Here is a 14,000-nt window from a genome sequence, read left to right as displayed (position 1 = left end):
CGGTCGACGGCGCGCATCCGGCAACGGACGGGGGCTGCAAGTGACTGGTGATTGGGATTGGTGGATGGCCGGGACAACGTGCGGTGTCGGCCCGTCAGGCGACGACGGCAGCCGCATCGAACCCCCCGTCACCAATCACCCCTCCAGCGCAGGCAGCACAGGGCCAGCACCGGACGGCAGGGGCGCGGCGGTGTCGCGCAGCCAAGCCTCGACGTCGCGGAACATGGTCTCGGCCTGGAGGTCGCGGTTCAGGATGTGCCAGCCCTCGGGGTAATAGCCGGTGCGGAAGCCGGGACGCTCACCGGCGCGGCGCAGGGCCAGACGCATCGCGGACTTGGGGATCACATTGTCGTTCGCGCCGTACAGCAGCAAGGTCGGCTGCTCGAGCGAGCCCAGGCGGGTCGAGGCGGTCTCCATCAGGCTGACCAGACCATAGACGGCGTCGAAGCGGGTCGAGATGACGCTGCCGGGGTCGCGGCCGTTGCGGTAGAGCTCGACCATATTGTCCGAGGCCTTGTGCTGCCGGATGGCCCACTCGGGCGTATCGACGGCGGCGGACCCCATGGTGCGGGCGGCGATCCACAGGGCCGAGGCGTTGACCGGCCCGACCGCGCTCCAGCCCCAGACGCCGGGCGCCAGCAGGACGATCCGGTCGGCGGCGGGCGGACGGTCCGAACCGAAGGCGGCGATGGTCACCGAGCCGCCCATGCTCTCGCCGACCACGGCGATGACGGCGTTCGGATGATGGGCGCGGGCCAGGGCGACGGTGGTTCGCAGGTCCTCGGTCATCCGCGCCTCGCCCGCCCAGACGCCGCGGCCGGGAGCGGCGCCGAAGCCGCGCTGATCGATGGCCCAGGTCTCGATGCCCCGCTGCGCCCACCACGGCCCGGCCAGATGGAAGCCCGCGCGACTGTCATTCATGCCGTGCAGGGCGATGATGACGGCCCACGGCTCGCCCTGTTCAGGCGCCCAGCGGGACAGCGGCAGGCGGGCGCCGTCGTCCATCACGAGCGCCTGCCCCTCGACCGCCGGACCGGTGAAGCCGGGCGGCGGCGTCAGCGGCGGCTGGACGGTGGGCGTGGCGCAGGCGGCCAAGGCCAAGGTCAGCGTCAGGGTGAACAGCAGGGCGAGGGTCTTGCGGATCATGCGGACAGGATGCCCTGAACCCGCTCTTTCAGATAGGGGATGACCTCGACCTCGAACCACGGATTGCGGCGTAGCCAGGCGGTGTTGCGCCACGACGGATGCGGTAGGGGCAGGATCGAGGGGGCGTAGTCGCGCCAGGCCCGGACCGTTTCGGTCATGTTCGCCCGCGCCCGATCGCCGAGCGCCCACGCCTGCGCATAACCGCCGACCAGCAAGGTCAGCTCGACGTTCGGCAGTTCGGCCAGCAGTTGAGGCCGCCACAGCTCCGCGCATTTACGCGGCGGCGGATAGTCACCGCCCTTCGGTGCGGTGCCGGGATAGCAGAAGGCCTGCGCCGCCACCCCGATACGCTGATCGGCATAGAAGGTCTCGTAATCCACGCCCAGCCAGTCGCGCAGGCGGTCGCCGGACGGATCGGTGAACGGCAGGCCGCTTTCATGCACCCGCCGGCCCGGCGCCTGGCCGCAGATCAGCAGCCGCGTCTCCGGGAAGACGCGGACCACCGGGCGCGGGGTATGCGGCAACTGGCCGAGGCAGGCCCGGCAGGCGCGGATGTCGGTGAGAACGGTTTCGAGACTCAAATCTCCCTCCCCTCAGGGGGAGGGTGGACCGCGAAGCGGGACGGGTGGGGAGCCGAGCGTTCGGCTACAAACCCCACCCTGTCGCTGCGCCGCATCGACATCCCTCTCCATGAAGGGGAGGGATGTCGGGATTTCTCAATCCTCGTCTTCATCCGGCTTCGGCGGCAGGGCGGCGAGCGCGGCGGCGGTCTCTTCCGGGGTCGGCAGGCGCAGGCGGGTGACGCCCTTGACCGCTTTCGGATCGACCGGTTTGCCCTTCTTGGTGATGGTCAGCCTGCCCTGACGCATCAGGCCCAGCGCCGTCGCCTTCACCTTGGGCAGCATGCGCTGCCACTGCTCGGGCTGCAGTTCCTTGGCCACGTCCGAGGGCTCAATGCTCTTTCCACCGACCTTCTTGGGGTCGGCCTTCGCCAGTTTTTCGAAAATGGCGGCTTCGATTGGATCGCTCATCGGGCCTATATGCTGCATTGCGAGAGAGATAAGAAGGCGTCCGGCTCAAGTAGCGCGACGCGATAGCCGAAAGAGAGTGTCATGGTCGCGAAAATCACCGTCACCGAGGGCGAGTTCACCGGGTGGCAGACCTATGACCTGCACGGCACCTTTGATCAGGTGGTGGGGCCGTTCTACTTCAAGCCGGACCCCGACGGCCGGATGCGGTGCGCCTTCCGGGCCGAGCAGAAGCATATGAACGCGGGCGACCGGATGCACGGCGGCTGCCTGATGACCTTCGCCGACATCTCACTCTTCCAGACGGCCTATCAGGAGATGGAGGGCGCGTCGGGCGTGACCGTGTCGCTGGATTCGACCTTCATCGACGGCGCCTATGTGGGCGAACTGGTCGAGGCGACGGGCGAGGTGGTGCGCGCGGGCAAGAGCCTGATCTTCGTGCGCGGCCAGATCACCGCCGGCGAGCGCATCCTGATGACCTTCTCGGGCGTGATCCGGAAGTTCACACCGCGCGGCTGAGCCCCCTCCCGAGGACCGGGACGCCCTAGATGAGGACGTCCCAGCCGTCGCCGGGATGAACCGCCATGGTGTCTCCGGTCGGCGCAGCGATCTGATGAGCGGCCCTGTCGAACAGACGCGCGCCGGTGTCGATCGGGTCAGACTCGCCCGGCAGGGTCAGGGGGCCGGAGGCCTTGTCCATCCCGGCGATGACATTGGTCGCCGGCGCGGTCAGCTCGAAGGTCTGGCCGTCGCCGAAGCGCAGGGTCTCGATGCCGTAAAGCACGTCCACGCCGTCGCGGTTGGAGATGCGGTCGGTGACGCGCCAGCCGCCGTCGATCTGCTCCAGCAGATAGTCATCGCGCAAGCCGGTCAGGACAGCGATGTCGATCCCGTCGCCGCCGATCAGGGCGTCGTTGCCGCCCCCGCCCTTGAGCACGTCATTGCCCGCGCCGCCGGTGAGGACGTTGTCCTCGCTGGTGCCCGTGCCTGTGAAGTCGCCGTCGCCGATATAGGTCAGGGCCTCGACGTTCAGGCGCAGGGCGTAGGACGACAGGGTCGTCTGGACCGTATCGAAGCCGCCGTCCGCGTATTCCACGATGGTGTCGCCGCCCGAGGTGATGACATAGATGTCGTCGCCCGCGCCGCCGTGCAGCTCATCAGGCGCGCCGTCGCCGCCGATCAGGATGTCATTGCCGTCGTGGCCCATCAGGGTGTCGCGACCGAGGCCGCCGCGGATGACGTTGTCGCCCGCATTGCCCTGACCGAAGAAGGTCCCCGAGCCGGTGTAGATCAGCTCCTCGACATTGGCGGCCATGCGCAGCGAGCCCAGCGAGGTCTGGATGGTGTCATAGCCCTCGCCCGCGAACTCCACGATGGAATCGCCGATCGCCGAGACGATGTAGAGATCATCGCCGCGCCCGCCCTGAAGGGTGTTGGCCAGCCCCGCGCCGCCGTCCAGCACGTCGTCGCCGTCCATGCCGATCAGGGTGTCGCGGCCCAGACCGCCCCGCAGGACATTGCTTCCGGCGTCGCCGATCAGCAGGTCGTCGAAGGCGGAACCGGTGACGTTCTCGATCCCGATCAGGGTGTCGGTCCCGCCGAAGCCGTCATTGCGGGTGACGCCGCCGTTCAGGCGCACATCCACGCCGGTCAGGGCATCGGCGTAGTCGGCGGTGTCGCGGCCCCCGCCGCCGATGAGCGTATCGGTCCCCGCCCCGCCGCTGAGGACGTCATCGCCCGCGCCGCCTGTGATGGTGTTGTTCGAGGCGTTCCCGCGACCGGTAAAGGCGCCGGTTCCAAGGTAGGTCAGGTTCTCGACATTCGCGACGAGCGTCCATTCGGACAGGGCCGTCAGGACGGTGTCGACCCCCTCGCCCGCCAGCTCGACGGTCACATCGCCCGCGGACTCGACGATATAGGTGTCGTCGCCCCGGCCGCCGTGCAGGACGTTCAGTCCGCCGCCGCCGCGCAGGATGTCGGCGCCGTCCAGGCCGAACAGGATGTCCGCGCCGGCGCCGCCGGTGATGACGTTGTCCAGCGCATTGCCCGTGCCGGTGAAGTCCCCGACGCCGGTGAAGGTCAGGGCCTCGACATTGGCCGGCAAGGTATAGACGGCGGCACTGGTTTCGACCGTATCGAAGCCCTCGCCTTCCAGTTCGACGATGCTGTCGCCGACAGTGTCGACCACATAGGTGTCGTCGCCGCGACCGCCGTAGAGCTCGTCCGGCACGCCGTCGCCGCCAATCAGGCGATCATCGCCGTCCAGTCCGATCAGCACGTCGCGTCCGACACCGCCGAACAAGGCGTCGTCAAAGGCCGAGCCGATGACAACACCCGTCCCCTCGATCACCGTTCCGGCCAGACCATCGATGGTGATGGTCAGGGTGGCGCCCACGCTGACTCCCTCGGAGTCGGTCGCGGTGTAGGTAAAGGTGTCGGTCGCGGTCTGGCCTTGCAGCAGGGTCAGGGCCTTCGCCGACGGGGTGAAGACGTAGGACCCGTCCGCGTTGACGATCAGAACGCCCCACGCTCCGACGACAGGGGCGCCGACGTTCGTGTTCAGGCCGTTGACGGCGGTGACGCCCAGGGTCGCGTCCTGCCCAGCACTGTCGTTCGCCAGCAGCCCCTGGGCGGCGGCGACCGTCAGAATGGCGTTCTCATCGACATCACCGGAGTCGGCAGCGGCGAAGGTGGCGGTATCGACCGGGAAGTTGACCGTGCGCGGCGTCGAGGTCGTCTGGCCATCGCTGACGACGTAGGTGAAACCGGCAGAGCCGCTGTAGCCGGGCGTGGGCGTAAAGACGAAGGCGCCGGTGGCCGGGTTGATCGTCACGGTTCCGTTCAGGGCCGAGCCGTCCACCAACTCATAGGTCAGGCGGTCGCCGTCCGCGTCACGTGCGGCGGCGAGGGTTCCGGTGACGGGCGCGCCGTCGGCGGCCGACACGACCGTGTCCTCGCCCGTGAGAACCGGAGCGTCATTGACCGGGGAGGCGTCTCCGACCGTCCAGTCGGCGATGGCGGCGTCGAGCGCGGTGATCTGTTCCGGGGTCAGCGAGCCGGCGGCCAGAGCCATGTTGTCCTGAAGCAGGGTCTGGACGCCATAGTTGGGCGCGACGTTGGACTTCACCGCGAGGCCGATCCAGAAATAGGCGTCCTCGGGCGAGGCGTCGACGCCCTCGCCGGCGAGGTAGCGGCGGCCCAGATTCCAGGCGGCCTCCATATTCCCCATCTTCGCGGCCTGGATATAGCCCTCGACGGCCAGGGCCTTGTCGACGGGCGCGCCGAAGCCGAGGTCGTTCAGGATGGCCAGACGGAAGATCGCGACCGGATTGTCCGGCAGCGCCTCCAGCAGGGCGCGGGCGCCCGCGTAGTCCCGCTCGCCCCCCATGCCGCCGACATAGAGGGTGGCCAGACGCAGATTCACATCCGGCGTCGCGCCGAGGGCGGCTTCATAATAGTGGCGGGCGAGATCCCAGTTCAGGGTGGCGCCGTTGATCCCGTCATTCAGCCAGGTGGCGTAGTGGTAGGCGGCGTTGGGATCGGTGTCCGCCAGCCGGACGACCCAGTACTGCCACTGCTCCAGATCACCGGCGATGAGGAAGTTGACCGCGTCATCGAAGGTCATGACCGGCGGCGGATCACCGGCGGCGTGGACGTTCAGGGTGACGGTCTTTTCGGCGCTGTCGAGCTGGCCGTCGGACACGGTGTAGCGGAACGAGGCCGCGCCGGTGAAGCCTTCGTCCGGGGTGAACACATACCGGCCGGTGCGGGCGTCGAGCGTCAGCGTGCCGCCGACGACGGAGTCCGCCACGACCTTGAAGGTCAGTTGGTCGCCGTCGACGTCCGAACCCTTGAACAGGCTGAACGAGAAGGGCTGGCCCGCGATCAGCTCGGCGTCCTCGGACCGGGTCGTCAGTTCCGGCGCATCGTTCACGCCGCCGATATAGACCACGACGGTGATCGGCTCAGACGTGGTGACGCCGTCGCTGACCGTATAGCGGAAGGTGGCGTAGCCCTGATTGTAGGTGGGGCCGTACCAGTCTGCGGGCGGGGTGAAGGTGAAGGCGCCGGTGGCGGGGTCGATGGTCGCCACGCCGTTCGTGGCCGAGTCCGCGACCAGGCTGAAGGTCGCATTGGCCATGTCCACGCTGTCGCTGCCCGCCAGCCGGCCGGTCGCGACCTGATCCTCGAGCCCGTGATGGACCTCGGGGTTGGAGCCCGCCAGACCATCGGGGGTGGCCGGGGTGTGGGTGCTGACGGTGATGTTGGCCAGATCCAGGAAGCCGGTCGGGGCGTTATCCGGATCAGGGTTCAGCACGACCAGATGCAGGGTCGCGTTGACGTTCGACAAGGTCTCCTGAAGGTCGAACGGCATGTAGCGGTCCGCCCAGTCCCCCTCCATGGACTGATAGTTGCCCGCGTAGGTCCAGTCGGCGGGGTCGTTGCTGATCCGGAGCGTGACGGTGGTCCACTCGTCGGAAATCTGGTCCAGCAGGTCCGTGCCTGTGTTGGCCCAGTTGGTGACCTGCAGACCGACGGTGAAATTCTCCATCAGCCCGGTCTCGGGCACATAGCGGCAGATCCAGATCGCCAGCTGACCGCCGTTGGGGTCGAAGTCCGTGCTGCGCACGGTCATACTGAACTCGGCGTCCTGAAGGTTCAGCGCGCCGGGCGAGCCGAGGGTCGGCGTAGAGAGGTGCGCCATCAGCCAGATGGCGCCGATGCCGTCGATGTGGTTGGCGTCAAGCAGGCCCGAGGCCTGAAGGCGGGTGAAGTTCTCGATCTGACCGCCCGGTTCGTTGACTACCGACGGCGAGAACCAGGTCGTCCACGGGCCAAGCCCGTAATCGAAGTCCCACGAGTAGGTGTAGGGCGGCGCGCTGTCATCAGTGGCCGGCGGCGTACCGAAATCGTTTTCAGTTTCCACCACCAATCCACTCCAGGCCACATTTTTGAGAATGTGGCAAATACGGAGATTTCAAAGGCGATATTGCGGCGCCGCGAACGTTTGTTGCTTAAGAAATTCCTAAAATCGCGTCGAGATTGATATCTCTATACTATCCTTAGTTATCCACTATGCCCTGAAGCATTGAAGCCATTCGCATTTCCATACGCTCACACTCTTCGCGGGTCAGGCCGAAGCCGCCGGTGATTTCCCGGCTGACCGCCATGCCCATGATGGTCGCGGCGGCCAGACGGGCGCGCAGCATGGCGTCCTCGCCGCCGACCCAGTCGGCGAACGGGTTGAAGAACCGCTCGGTGCCGGTGCGCTGGACAATCTCCATCGCCTTGGCCGAGCCAACCGAGCGCAGCATGATCAGCAGGCCCTTCAGCTTGCCCGCCTTGGCCGGCTTGAAGATGACCTCGTGCGCGACGCGGCGGCCAAACTCGGAGCGGGGCCCCTCCATCAGCTCATTGCCGTTGGAGCAGCTGTCCAGAACGGCGGCGAACAGGTCCTCCTTCGAGCCGAAGTAGCGCGACACCAAAGCCGCATCGACCCCTACGTCGGCGGCGATGTTCCGCATGCCCACATCGTCGTAGCTTTCCTTCGAAAAGCGCTCCTGGGCCGCGCTCAGGATCGCCGCGCGAGTCGCTTCAGCATTTCTTGGTCGCGGCGCAGCATGACAAAACAATGGGTTAGCACTCCAGAATAGCCCCAGCGGGAATATGGCTTTGTCATCACCCGTTGACAAGGCGCAGGCGCATCACCATTAAGTCACCGGGCGTTGACTAGCGGCTTTCCTCCCCGAACTCCGTATGTCGACAAGGACAGGGATTTGCTCCCATTCGGAGATTTGCGTTCATGCGCACGGTGAAGATCGTGACCGCGTCGGCCCTGATGGCCGCCGCGCTCTATGGCTGTTCTCAATCCAGCGAGGCGCAGACGCCTCCCGCTCCGCAGGTGACCGTCGCGGTCCCGCTGCAGCGCGCGGTGCAGGATTGGGATGAGTTTACGGGCCGCTTTGAAGCGACCCAGTCCGTCGAGGTGCGTGCGCGCGTCGGCGGCTACATCCAGGGCGTTCACTTCCGCGACGGCGACTATGTCCGGCGCGGCCAGTTGCTGTTCACTCTCGACCCGCGTCCGGCCCAGGCGGCCATGGCCTCGGCCCGCGCCACGCTGGCGCAGGCGCAGGCGCAACTGAACCTGGCCCGCACGGAGCTGACGCGTTCGGAAACCCTGCTGGCGTCGCAAGCCGTCTCGCAGGCCGAGGTCGACACCCGTCGCGGCGCCGTGCAGCAGGCCGAAGCCGCGGTCGCCGCCGCCAACGCCGCGGTGCGCGCCCGCCAGCTGGACCTGGAGTTCACCCGCGTCACCGCCCCGATCTCGGGCCGCGTGTCCGACCGGCGCGTCGATCCGGGCAATCTGGTCGCCGGCGGTTCGTCGCAGGCCGACGTCCTGACCACCGTGGTCTCCAGTGCTCCGATCCACTTCGTCTTCGACGGCTCTGAAGCCGTGCTGCTGAAGTATCAGCGTCAGGCCCGGAACGGCGCCGCGCCGATCCAGATCCGCCTGCAGGACGAAAGCGGCTACACCCGCACCGGCTCGCTGGACTTCACCGACAACGCGGTCGACACGGCCTCGGGCGTCATCCGCCTGCGCGCCCTGGTGCCGAACGCCGACGGCTTCCTGAAGCCGGGCATGTTCGGTCAGGCCCGTCTGGCCGGCGCCGGCTCGTATCAGGCCATGCTGGTGCCCGACGCCGCCATCGCCACCGATCAGGCCCGCCGCGTCGTCTATGTCGTGGCCGCCGACGGTTCGGTCGCCCCGCGCACGGTTCAACTCGGACCGCTGGTCGACGGCCTGCGGGTCGTCCGCGGCGGCCTGCAAGCCAACGACCGTGTCATCATCAGCGGCCTGCAACGTGTGCAGCAGCCGGGCGTGAAGGTGCAGGCCCGCAACGGCCGCATCGAACCGGTGGCCCAACAGGCGCAAGCGCCCGTGACCACCGCCGCCCCGGCCTCCACCGCCACGTTCACCGCCAGCGTCTCGGGCGACTGATCCGACAATGAACATCTCACGCTTCTTCATCGACAGGCCGATCTTCGCGGCCGTGATCTCGGTGTTCATCACCCTGATCGGGGTGTTCGCGTATCCGCTGCTGCCTCTGTCGCAGTATCCGGAGATCGCGCCGCCCACCATCACCATCAACACCGCCTATCCGGGTGCCTCGGCAGAGACCGTGGCGGAGACCGTCTCCGCCCCGATCGAGCAGGAGGTCAACGGGGTCGAGGGCATGTTGTACCTGTCATCCTCGTCCACATCGGACGGGACGGTGGCGATCACCGTGACCTTCAACCCGGGCACCGATCTGGATGCCGCGCAGGTTCTGGTTCAGAACCGCGTGGCGCTGGCGGAGCCGAGATTGCCTGCTCAGGTGCGCCAGATCGGCGTGACCGTGAACAAGCAGGAGTCGGGCTTCCTGATGATCCTGGGGCTCACGTCCCCGGACCGGTCGCTGGATAACGACTACGTCGGCAACTACGCCAACTCGACGCTGCGGGACCGCCTGTTGCGGATCGAGGGGGTCGGCAACGTCTCGATCTTCGGCGGCGGCAACTACTCGATGCGGGTCTGGATCGACCCGGCCAAGGCCGCCGCGCGCGACCTGACCGGTCCGGACATCGTCGCCGCCCTGCAAGCCCAGAACGTCCAGGCCGCCGCCGGTTCCATCGGTCAGCCGCCCTTCCCCACCAACGCCGCGGCCTTCCAGCTGCCGGTGCAGGTCCAGGGCCGTCTGAGCGATCCCGGCGAGTTCGGAAACATCGTCATCAAGACGGACGCCGAAGGCCGTGTGACCCGCGTTCGTGACGTCGCCCGTGTCGAACTCGGCGCCCAGGACTACGGCATCAAGGGCTTCTTCGACGGCCAGCAGGGCGTCGGCATCGCCATCGTGCAGCAACCGGGCGCCAATGCGCTGGGCACCGCTGACCGCGTCATGGCCGAGGTCGAGGCCTTCAAGGCGGAACTGCCGCAGGGCATGGCGATCTCGGTCGCCTACAACCCGACGGAGTTCGTCGCGGCTTCGGTCGAGTCCGTGCAGCACACCCTGTTCGAAGCGGTCATCCTGGTGGTGCTCGTGGTGCTGGTCTTCCTGCAGACCTGGCGCGCGGCCATCATTCCGATCGTGGCCATCCCAGTGGCGCTGGTAGCGACCTTCGCCGTCCAGATGCTGCTGGGCTATTCGATCAACTCGCTGAGCCTGTTCGCCCTCGTCCTCGCGGTCGGCATCGTCGTCGATGACGCCATCGTCGTGGTCGAGAACGTGGAACGCTACATCCGCGAGGGACTGTCTCCCAAGGAGGCGGCCTACCGCTCCATGCAGGAAGTGTCGGGCGCCCTGATCTCGATCGGTCTGGTGCTGGTCTCGGTGTTCGTGCCGACCATGTTCGTGCCGGGCATCCCGGGTATCTTCTACCGCGAGTTCGCCATCGTCATCACGACCGCCTCGGTCGTGTCGCTGCTGGTGTCGCTGACGCTGTCGCCGGCCATGGCCGCGCTGCTGCTGAAGCCGCACAAGGAACATGACCACCACCGCAAGCCGGGTCTGTGGGGCTCCATCGTCTACTACGTCGGCTTCGCCGGTCGTAAGTTCAACGAAGGCTTCGACTGGCTGTCGGACAAGTACGGTCGCCTGACGGCCCGCCTCGTGCGCACCGTCGGCATCGTGCTGGTGATCTATGTCGGTCTGCTGGGCCTGACCGCCTGGCGTCTGGTCGACACCCCGTCCGGCTTCATCCCGGAGCAGGATCAGGGCTTCCTGATCGGCGTCGTGCAACTGCCGCCGGGTTCGTCGCTGGACCGCACCGAAGCCGTGATGAAGCGCGCCTCGGACATCATCAAGTCGACCGAGGGCGTCGAGGGCATGGTGGCTTTCGCCGGTCTGGACGGCACCAGCTTCTCGTTCGGCTCCAACGCGGCGACCATCTTCGTCCGCCTGAACGCCTTCGATGATCGCAAGACGGCCGAGCAGAGCGCGGCCGCCCTGGCGGGGGCCATCACCGGCGCCACCATGGGCATCGAGGACGCGCAGATCTTCGTCATCGCCCCGCCCGCGGTTCAGGGTCTGGGCAACGGCAACGGCTTCCAGATGATGGTGCAGGACACCTCCGGCGCGGGTTATCGCGCGCTGGAAGGCTCGACCTTCGCCATGATGGGCGCCGCCGCCCAGGCGCCGGATCAGGTGCAGCAGGTCTTCTCGACCTACAACACCGGTTCGCCGCGCATCGCCGCCGACGTCGACCGTGACAAGGCGCTGATGATGGGCGTGCAGCCGTCGGCTGTGTTCGACACCCTGAGCGTCTATCTGGGTTCGTCCTACGTCAACGACTTCAACTTCCTGGGTCGCACCTTCCGGGTGACGGCGCAGGCGGAGCCGACGTCGCGTGACGACATGGCGGACATCGCCAACCTGAAGACCCGCTCCGCCTCGGGCGCCATGGTGCCGATCGGCTCGGTGGCTAACCTGCGGGAGGACTCCGGTCCGTCGCGTATCGTCCGCTACAACCTGTTCCCGGCAGCCGAGCTGCAAGGTCAGGCGGCGGCGGGCGTGTCGTCCGGTCAGGCCATCTCCGAAATGGAGAAACTGGCCGAAGCCACCCTGCCGCCGGGCTTCTCTTACGAGTGGACCGGTCTGGCCCTGCAGGAGAAGCAGGCGTCGGGCGGCGCGACCATGATCTTCATGATGGCCGTGGTCTTCGTCTTCCTTGTGCTGGCCGCGCAGTATGAGGCCTTCACCCTGCCGATGGCGGTCGTGCTCATCGTCCCGATGTGTCTTCTGGCCGCGATCCTGGGGGTCAACCTGCGGGGTCTGGACAACAACATCCTGGTCCAGATCGGACTGGTGGTGCTGATCGCCCTGGCCGCCAAGAACGCCATTCTGATCGTGGAGTTCGCCAAGCAGGCCGAGGACGAGGGCATGAACCGCTGGGATGCCGCAGTGCGCGCCGCCCAGACCCGTCTGCGCCCGATCCTGATGACCTCGTTCGCCTTCATCTTCGGCGTCGTGCCGCTGATGCTGGCCACGGGTCCGGGCGCGGAGATGCGTCAGTCGCTGGGCACCGCCGTCTTCTCCGGCATGCTGGGCGTGACCTTCTTCGGTCTGATCTTCACGCCGGTCTTCTACGTCGTCATGCGCTGGGTGGCCTCCAGGCTGCCGGGCGCGCCGAAGACGACCAAGGAAGCGCCCACCCCCCTTCCCCCGCAAGACGCGGACACCGCGACCGTCCGCTCGGGAGACGCCTGATGACTGTTCGACCCTCTCTCCGGTTCCTGACCGCAACCGCCGGGGCCAGCCTCCTGCTGGCGTCGTGCGCGGTCGGGCCGAAGGCGCCTGACGCTACCCTTCCCCCCTCAGCGTCGGGCGCCTTCATCGGGACCGCCTCACCGGCGGTCTCGACTTCTTCGGCTCGCAACGACTGGTGGCGCCTGTACAACGACCCGACCCTCGACGGTCTGGTCCAGCAGGCGCTGACCGAGAACAACGAGCTTGAGGCCGCCGCCGCCAACCTGCGTCGCGTCCGCGCGGCGCTGGGCGAGGCGCGTGTCGGCCGCTTCCCGACGACGACGACCTCGGCCGGCTACACCAACAGCCGCGCCTCGGCCGCGACCCTGCCGGCGGGGACGCTCCCGCCCGGCGAGAACGCGCCCGACGTGGACACCTATACGGCCGGTCTGGACGTCTCCTACGAGGTCGATCTGTTCGGCCGGGTCGAGTCGACCATCCGCGCCGCCCGCGCGGACGCCGCCGCCGCCGAGGCCGCTCTGGACATCGTCCGGGTCACGGTCGCGGCGGAAACGGCCCGGGCCTATGCCGACACCTGCTCGGCCAACGCCCAGATCGCCGTGGCGGAGCGGACCATCGAGCTGCAGTCGGACACCGTCCGCCTGACGCAAGGTCTGCTGGACGCCGGTTCGGGCAACGGACTGGACGTCGCCCGGGCCCGCTCGTCGCTGGAATCGACCCGTTCGAGCCTGCCGCCCTTGCGGGCCCAGCGCGACGGCGCCCTGTTCCGTCTGGCCACCCTGACCGGGCGCACCCCGGCGGAAGCCAGCACGGCGGCCCGCGCCTGCATGACCCCGCCGCAACTGAGCCGGCCGATCCCGGTCGGCGACGGTGCGGCCCTGCTGGCCCGTCGTCCTGACATCCGTCAGGCCGAACGCAACCTGTCCGCCGCGGCGGCGCGGGTGAATGTGGCGACCGCGGACCTGTTCCCGCGCATCACCCTGGGCGGTTCGGCCGGCGCGACGTCGCTGGACGGCAGCGGTCTGGGCGACAGCGAGAACTTCCGCTTCTCGGTCGGTCCGCTGATCAGCTGGTCGTTCCCGAACGTGTTCGCCGCCCGCGCGCGCATCGAACAGGCCTCGGCCGGTTCGGACGCCGCACTGGCGACGTTCGACCAGACGGTGCTGGTCGCCCTGCAGGAGACGGAGACGGCTCTGGCCAACTACGCCAACGAGCTGGACCGCCGGTCGGCCCTGCAGTCGGCGCGGGATCAGGCCGCCAACGCCGCCCGCCTGTCGCGCCTGCGCTTCAACGCCGGCGCCGACAGCTTCCTGACGGTGCTGGACGCGGAGCGGACGCTGGCCGCCGCCGACGCCCAGCTGGCCGCCTCGAACGCCCAGGTCACCACCTACCAGATCGCCCTGTTCAAGGCGCTGGCGGGCGGATGGGAGACCGAAAGCTGAGGCCTCCGGTCCAGGCTGAAATGACGAAGGGGAGGCTGGAAACGGCCTCCCCTTTTTCATGGTCGGAACCTCGTCCTTACCGCAGTTTAACTGGTCCCGCCGGGCGCACTGCCCCATCAAGGCCCCACGTGGACGGGGGA

At 67.8% G+C, this 14,000-nt stretch carries 9 protein-coding genes; 4 read left to right on the top strand and 5 right to left on the bottom strand.

What is annotated here, in order from left to right; translation table 11 throughout:
- Positions 1–135 precede the first annotated feature (135 nt).
- The 3 genes from ACODRV_RS01125 to ACODRV_RS01115 all read right to left on the bottom strand — a co-directional run bounded on the left by ACODRV_RS01125 (position 136) and on the right by ACODRV_RS01115 (position 2,177).
- A complete protein-coding gene (locus ACODRV_RS01125; protein WP_488907144.1) occupies positions 136–1,146 on the bottom strand; it encodes an alpha/beta fold hydrolase in 1,011 nt (336 codons plus the stop codon).
- Positions 1,143–1,727: a uracil-DNA glycosylase family protein gene (locus ACODRV_RS01120; RefSeq protein ID WP_141625857.1), complete on the bottom strand. Its 585-nt coding sequence runs from the start codon at positions 1,725–1,727 to the stop codon at positions 1,143–1,145. Before ACODRV_RS01120 ends, ACODRV_RS01125 begins: the two co-directional genes overlap by 4 nt.
- Positions 1,728–1,862: 135 nt before the next feature.
- Entirely contained in the window at positions 1,863–2,177 is a 315-nt protein-coding gene (locus ACODRV_RS01115) for a DUF3253 domain-containing protein (RefSeq protein WP_488907143.1), read from the bottom strand.
- Between the two features lie 81 nt (positions 2,178–2,258).
- Here ACODRV_RS01115 and ACODRV_RS01110 point away from each other — a divergent pair, with 81 nt between their 5' ends.
- The gene (locus ACODRV_RS01110) at positions 2,259–2,693 is read left to right on the top strand and encodes a PaaI family thioesterase (RefSeq protein WP_141625855.1); all 435 of its coding nucleotides are present in this window, start codon (positions 2,259–2,261) and stop codon (positions 2,691–2,693) included.
- Positions 2,694–2,718: 25 nt separating this feature from the next.
- On the opposite strand, the gene ACODRV_RS01105 is transcribed toward ACODRV_RS01110, so the two are convergent.
- Both ACODRV_RS01105 and ACODRV_RS01100 read right to left on the bottom strand, forming a co-directional pair.
- Positions 2,719–7,104, bottom strand: coding sequence for a cadherin-like domain-containing protein (locus tag ACODRV_RS01105; protein WP_488907142.1), 4,386 nt, complete (start codon positions 7,102–7,104; stop codon positions 2,719–2,721).
- 133 nt (positions 7,105–7,237) lie between these two features.
- Positions 7,238–7,807, bottom strand: a complete 570-nt coding sequence (locus tag ACODRV_RS01100) for a TetR/AcrR family transcriptional regulator (RefSeq protein ID WP_141628204.1) — start codon at positions 7,805–7,807, stop codon at positions 7,238–7,240.
- 170 nt (positions 7,808–7,977) lie between these two features.
- Between ACODRV_RS01100 and ACODRV_RS01095 the strand changes: the two genes are divergently transcribed.
- Genes ACODRV_RS01095 through ACODRV_RS01085 form a run of 3 tightly spaced genes read left to right on the top strand, consistent with a single transcriptional unit; the run spans position 7,978 to position 13,860 of the window.
- Positions 7,978–9,174 carry an efflux RND transporter periplasmic adaptor subunit gene (locus ACODRV_RS01095; RefSeq protein ID WP_141625853.1) on the top strand — a complete coding sequence of 399 codons (1,197 nt, stop codon included), beginning with the start codon at positions 7,978–7,980 and terminating at the stop codon, positions 9,172–9,174.
- Positions 9,175–9,181: 7 nt separating this feature from the next.
- Positions 9,182–12,418 (top strand): efflux RND transporter permease subunit, encoded by a 3,237-nt coding sequence (locus ACODRV_RS01090; protein ID WP_488907141.1) that lies wholly within the window; start codon positions 9,182–9,184, stop codon positions 12,416–12,418.
- Positions 12,418–13,860 (top strand): efflux transporter outer membrane subunit, encoded by a 1,443-nt coding sequence (locus ACODRV_RS01085; protein ID WP_488907140.1) that lies wholly within the window; start codon positions 12,418–12,420, stop codon positions 13,858–13,860. The genes ACODRV_RS01090 and ACODRV_RS01085 overlap by 1 nt, the downstream gene beginning before the upstream one ends.
- The last annotated feature ends 140 nt before the right edge of the window (positions 13,861–14,000 follow it).

This window comes from Brevundimonas sp. FG8, from assembly GCF_057808845.1.
The sequence above is the reverse complement of the archived record's forward strand: the minus strand, read 5'-3'. Positions and strand labels throughout refer to the sequence as shown.

Excerpts from the sequence above, each read along its gene's own strand:
- ACODRV_RS01125 (WP_488907144.1), bottom strand. The coding sequence starts at position 1,146 with ATGATCCGCAAGACCCTCGCCCTGCTGTTCACCCTGACGCTGACCTTG.
- ACODRV_RS01115 (WP_488907143.1), bottom strand. The coding sequence starts at position 2,177 with ATGAGCGATCCAATCGAAGCCGCCATTTTCGAAAAACTGGCGAAGGCC.
- ACODRV_RS01110 (WP_141625855.1), top strand. The coding sequence starts at position 2,259 with ATGGTCGCGAAAATCACCGTCACCGAGGGCGAGTTCACCGGGTGGCAG.
- ACODRV_RS01095 (WP_141625853.1), top strand. The coding sequence starts at position 7,978 with ATGCGCACGGTGAAGATCGTGACCGCGTCGGCCCTGATGGCCGCCGCG.
- ACODRV_RS01090 (WP_488907141.1), top strand. The coding sequence starts at position 9,182 with ATGAACATCTCACGCTTCTTCATCGACAGGCCGATCTTCGCGGCCGTG.
- ACODRV_RS01085 (WP_488907140.1), top strand. The coding sequence starts at position 12,418 with ATGACTGTTCGACCCTCTCTCCGGTTCCTGACCGCAACCGCCGGGGCC.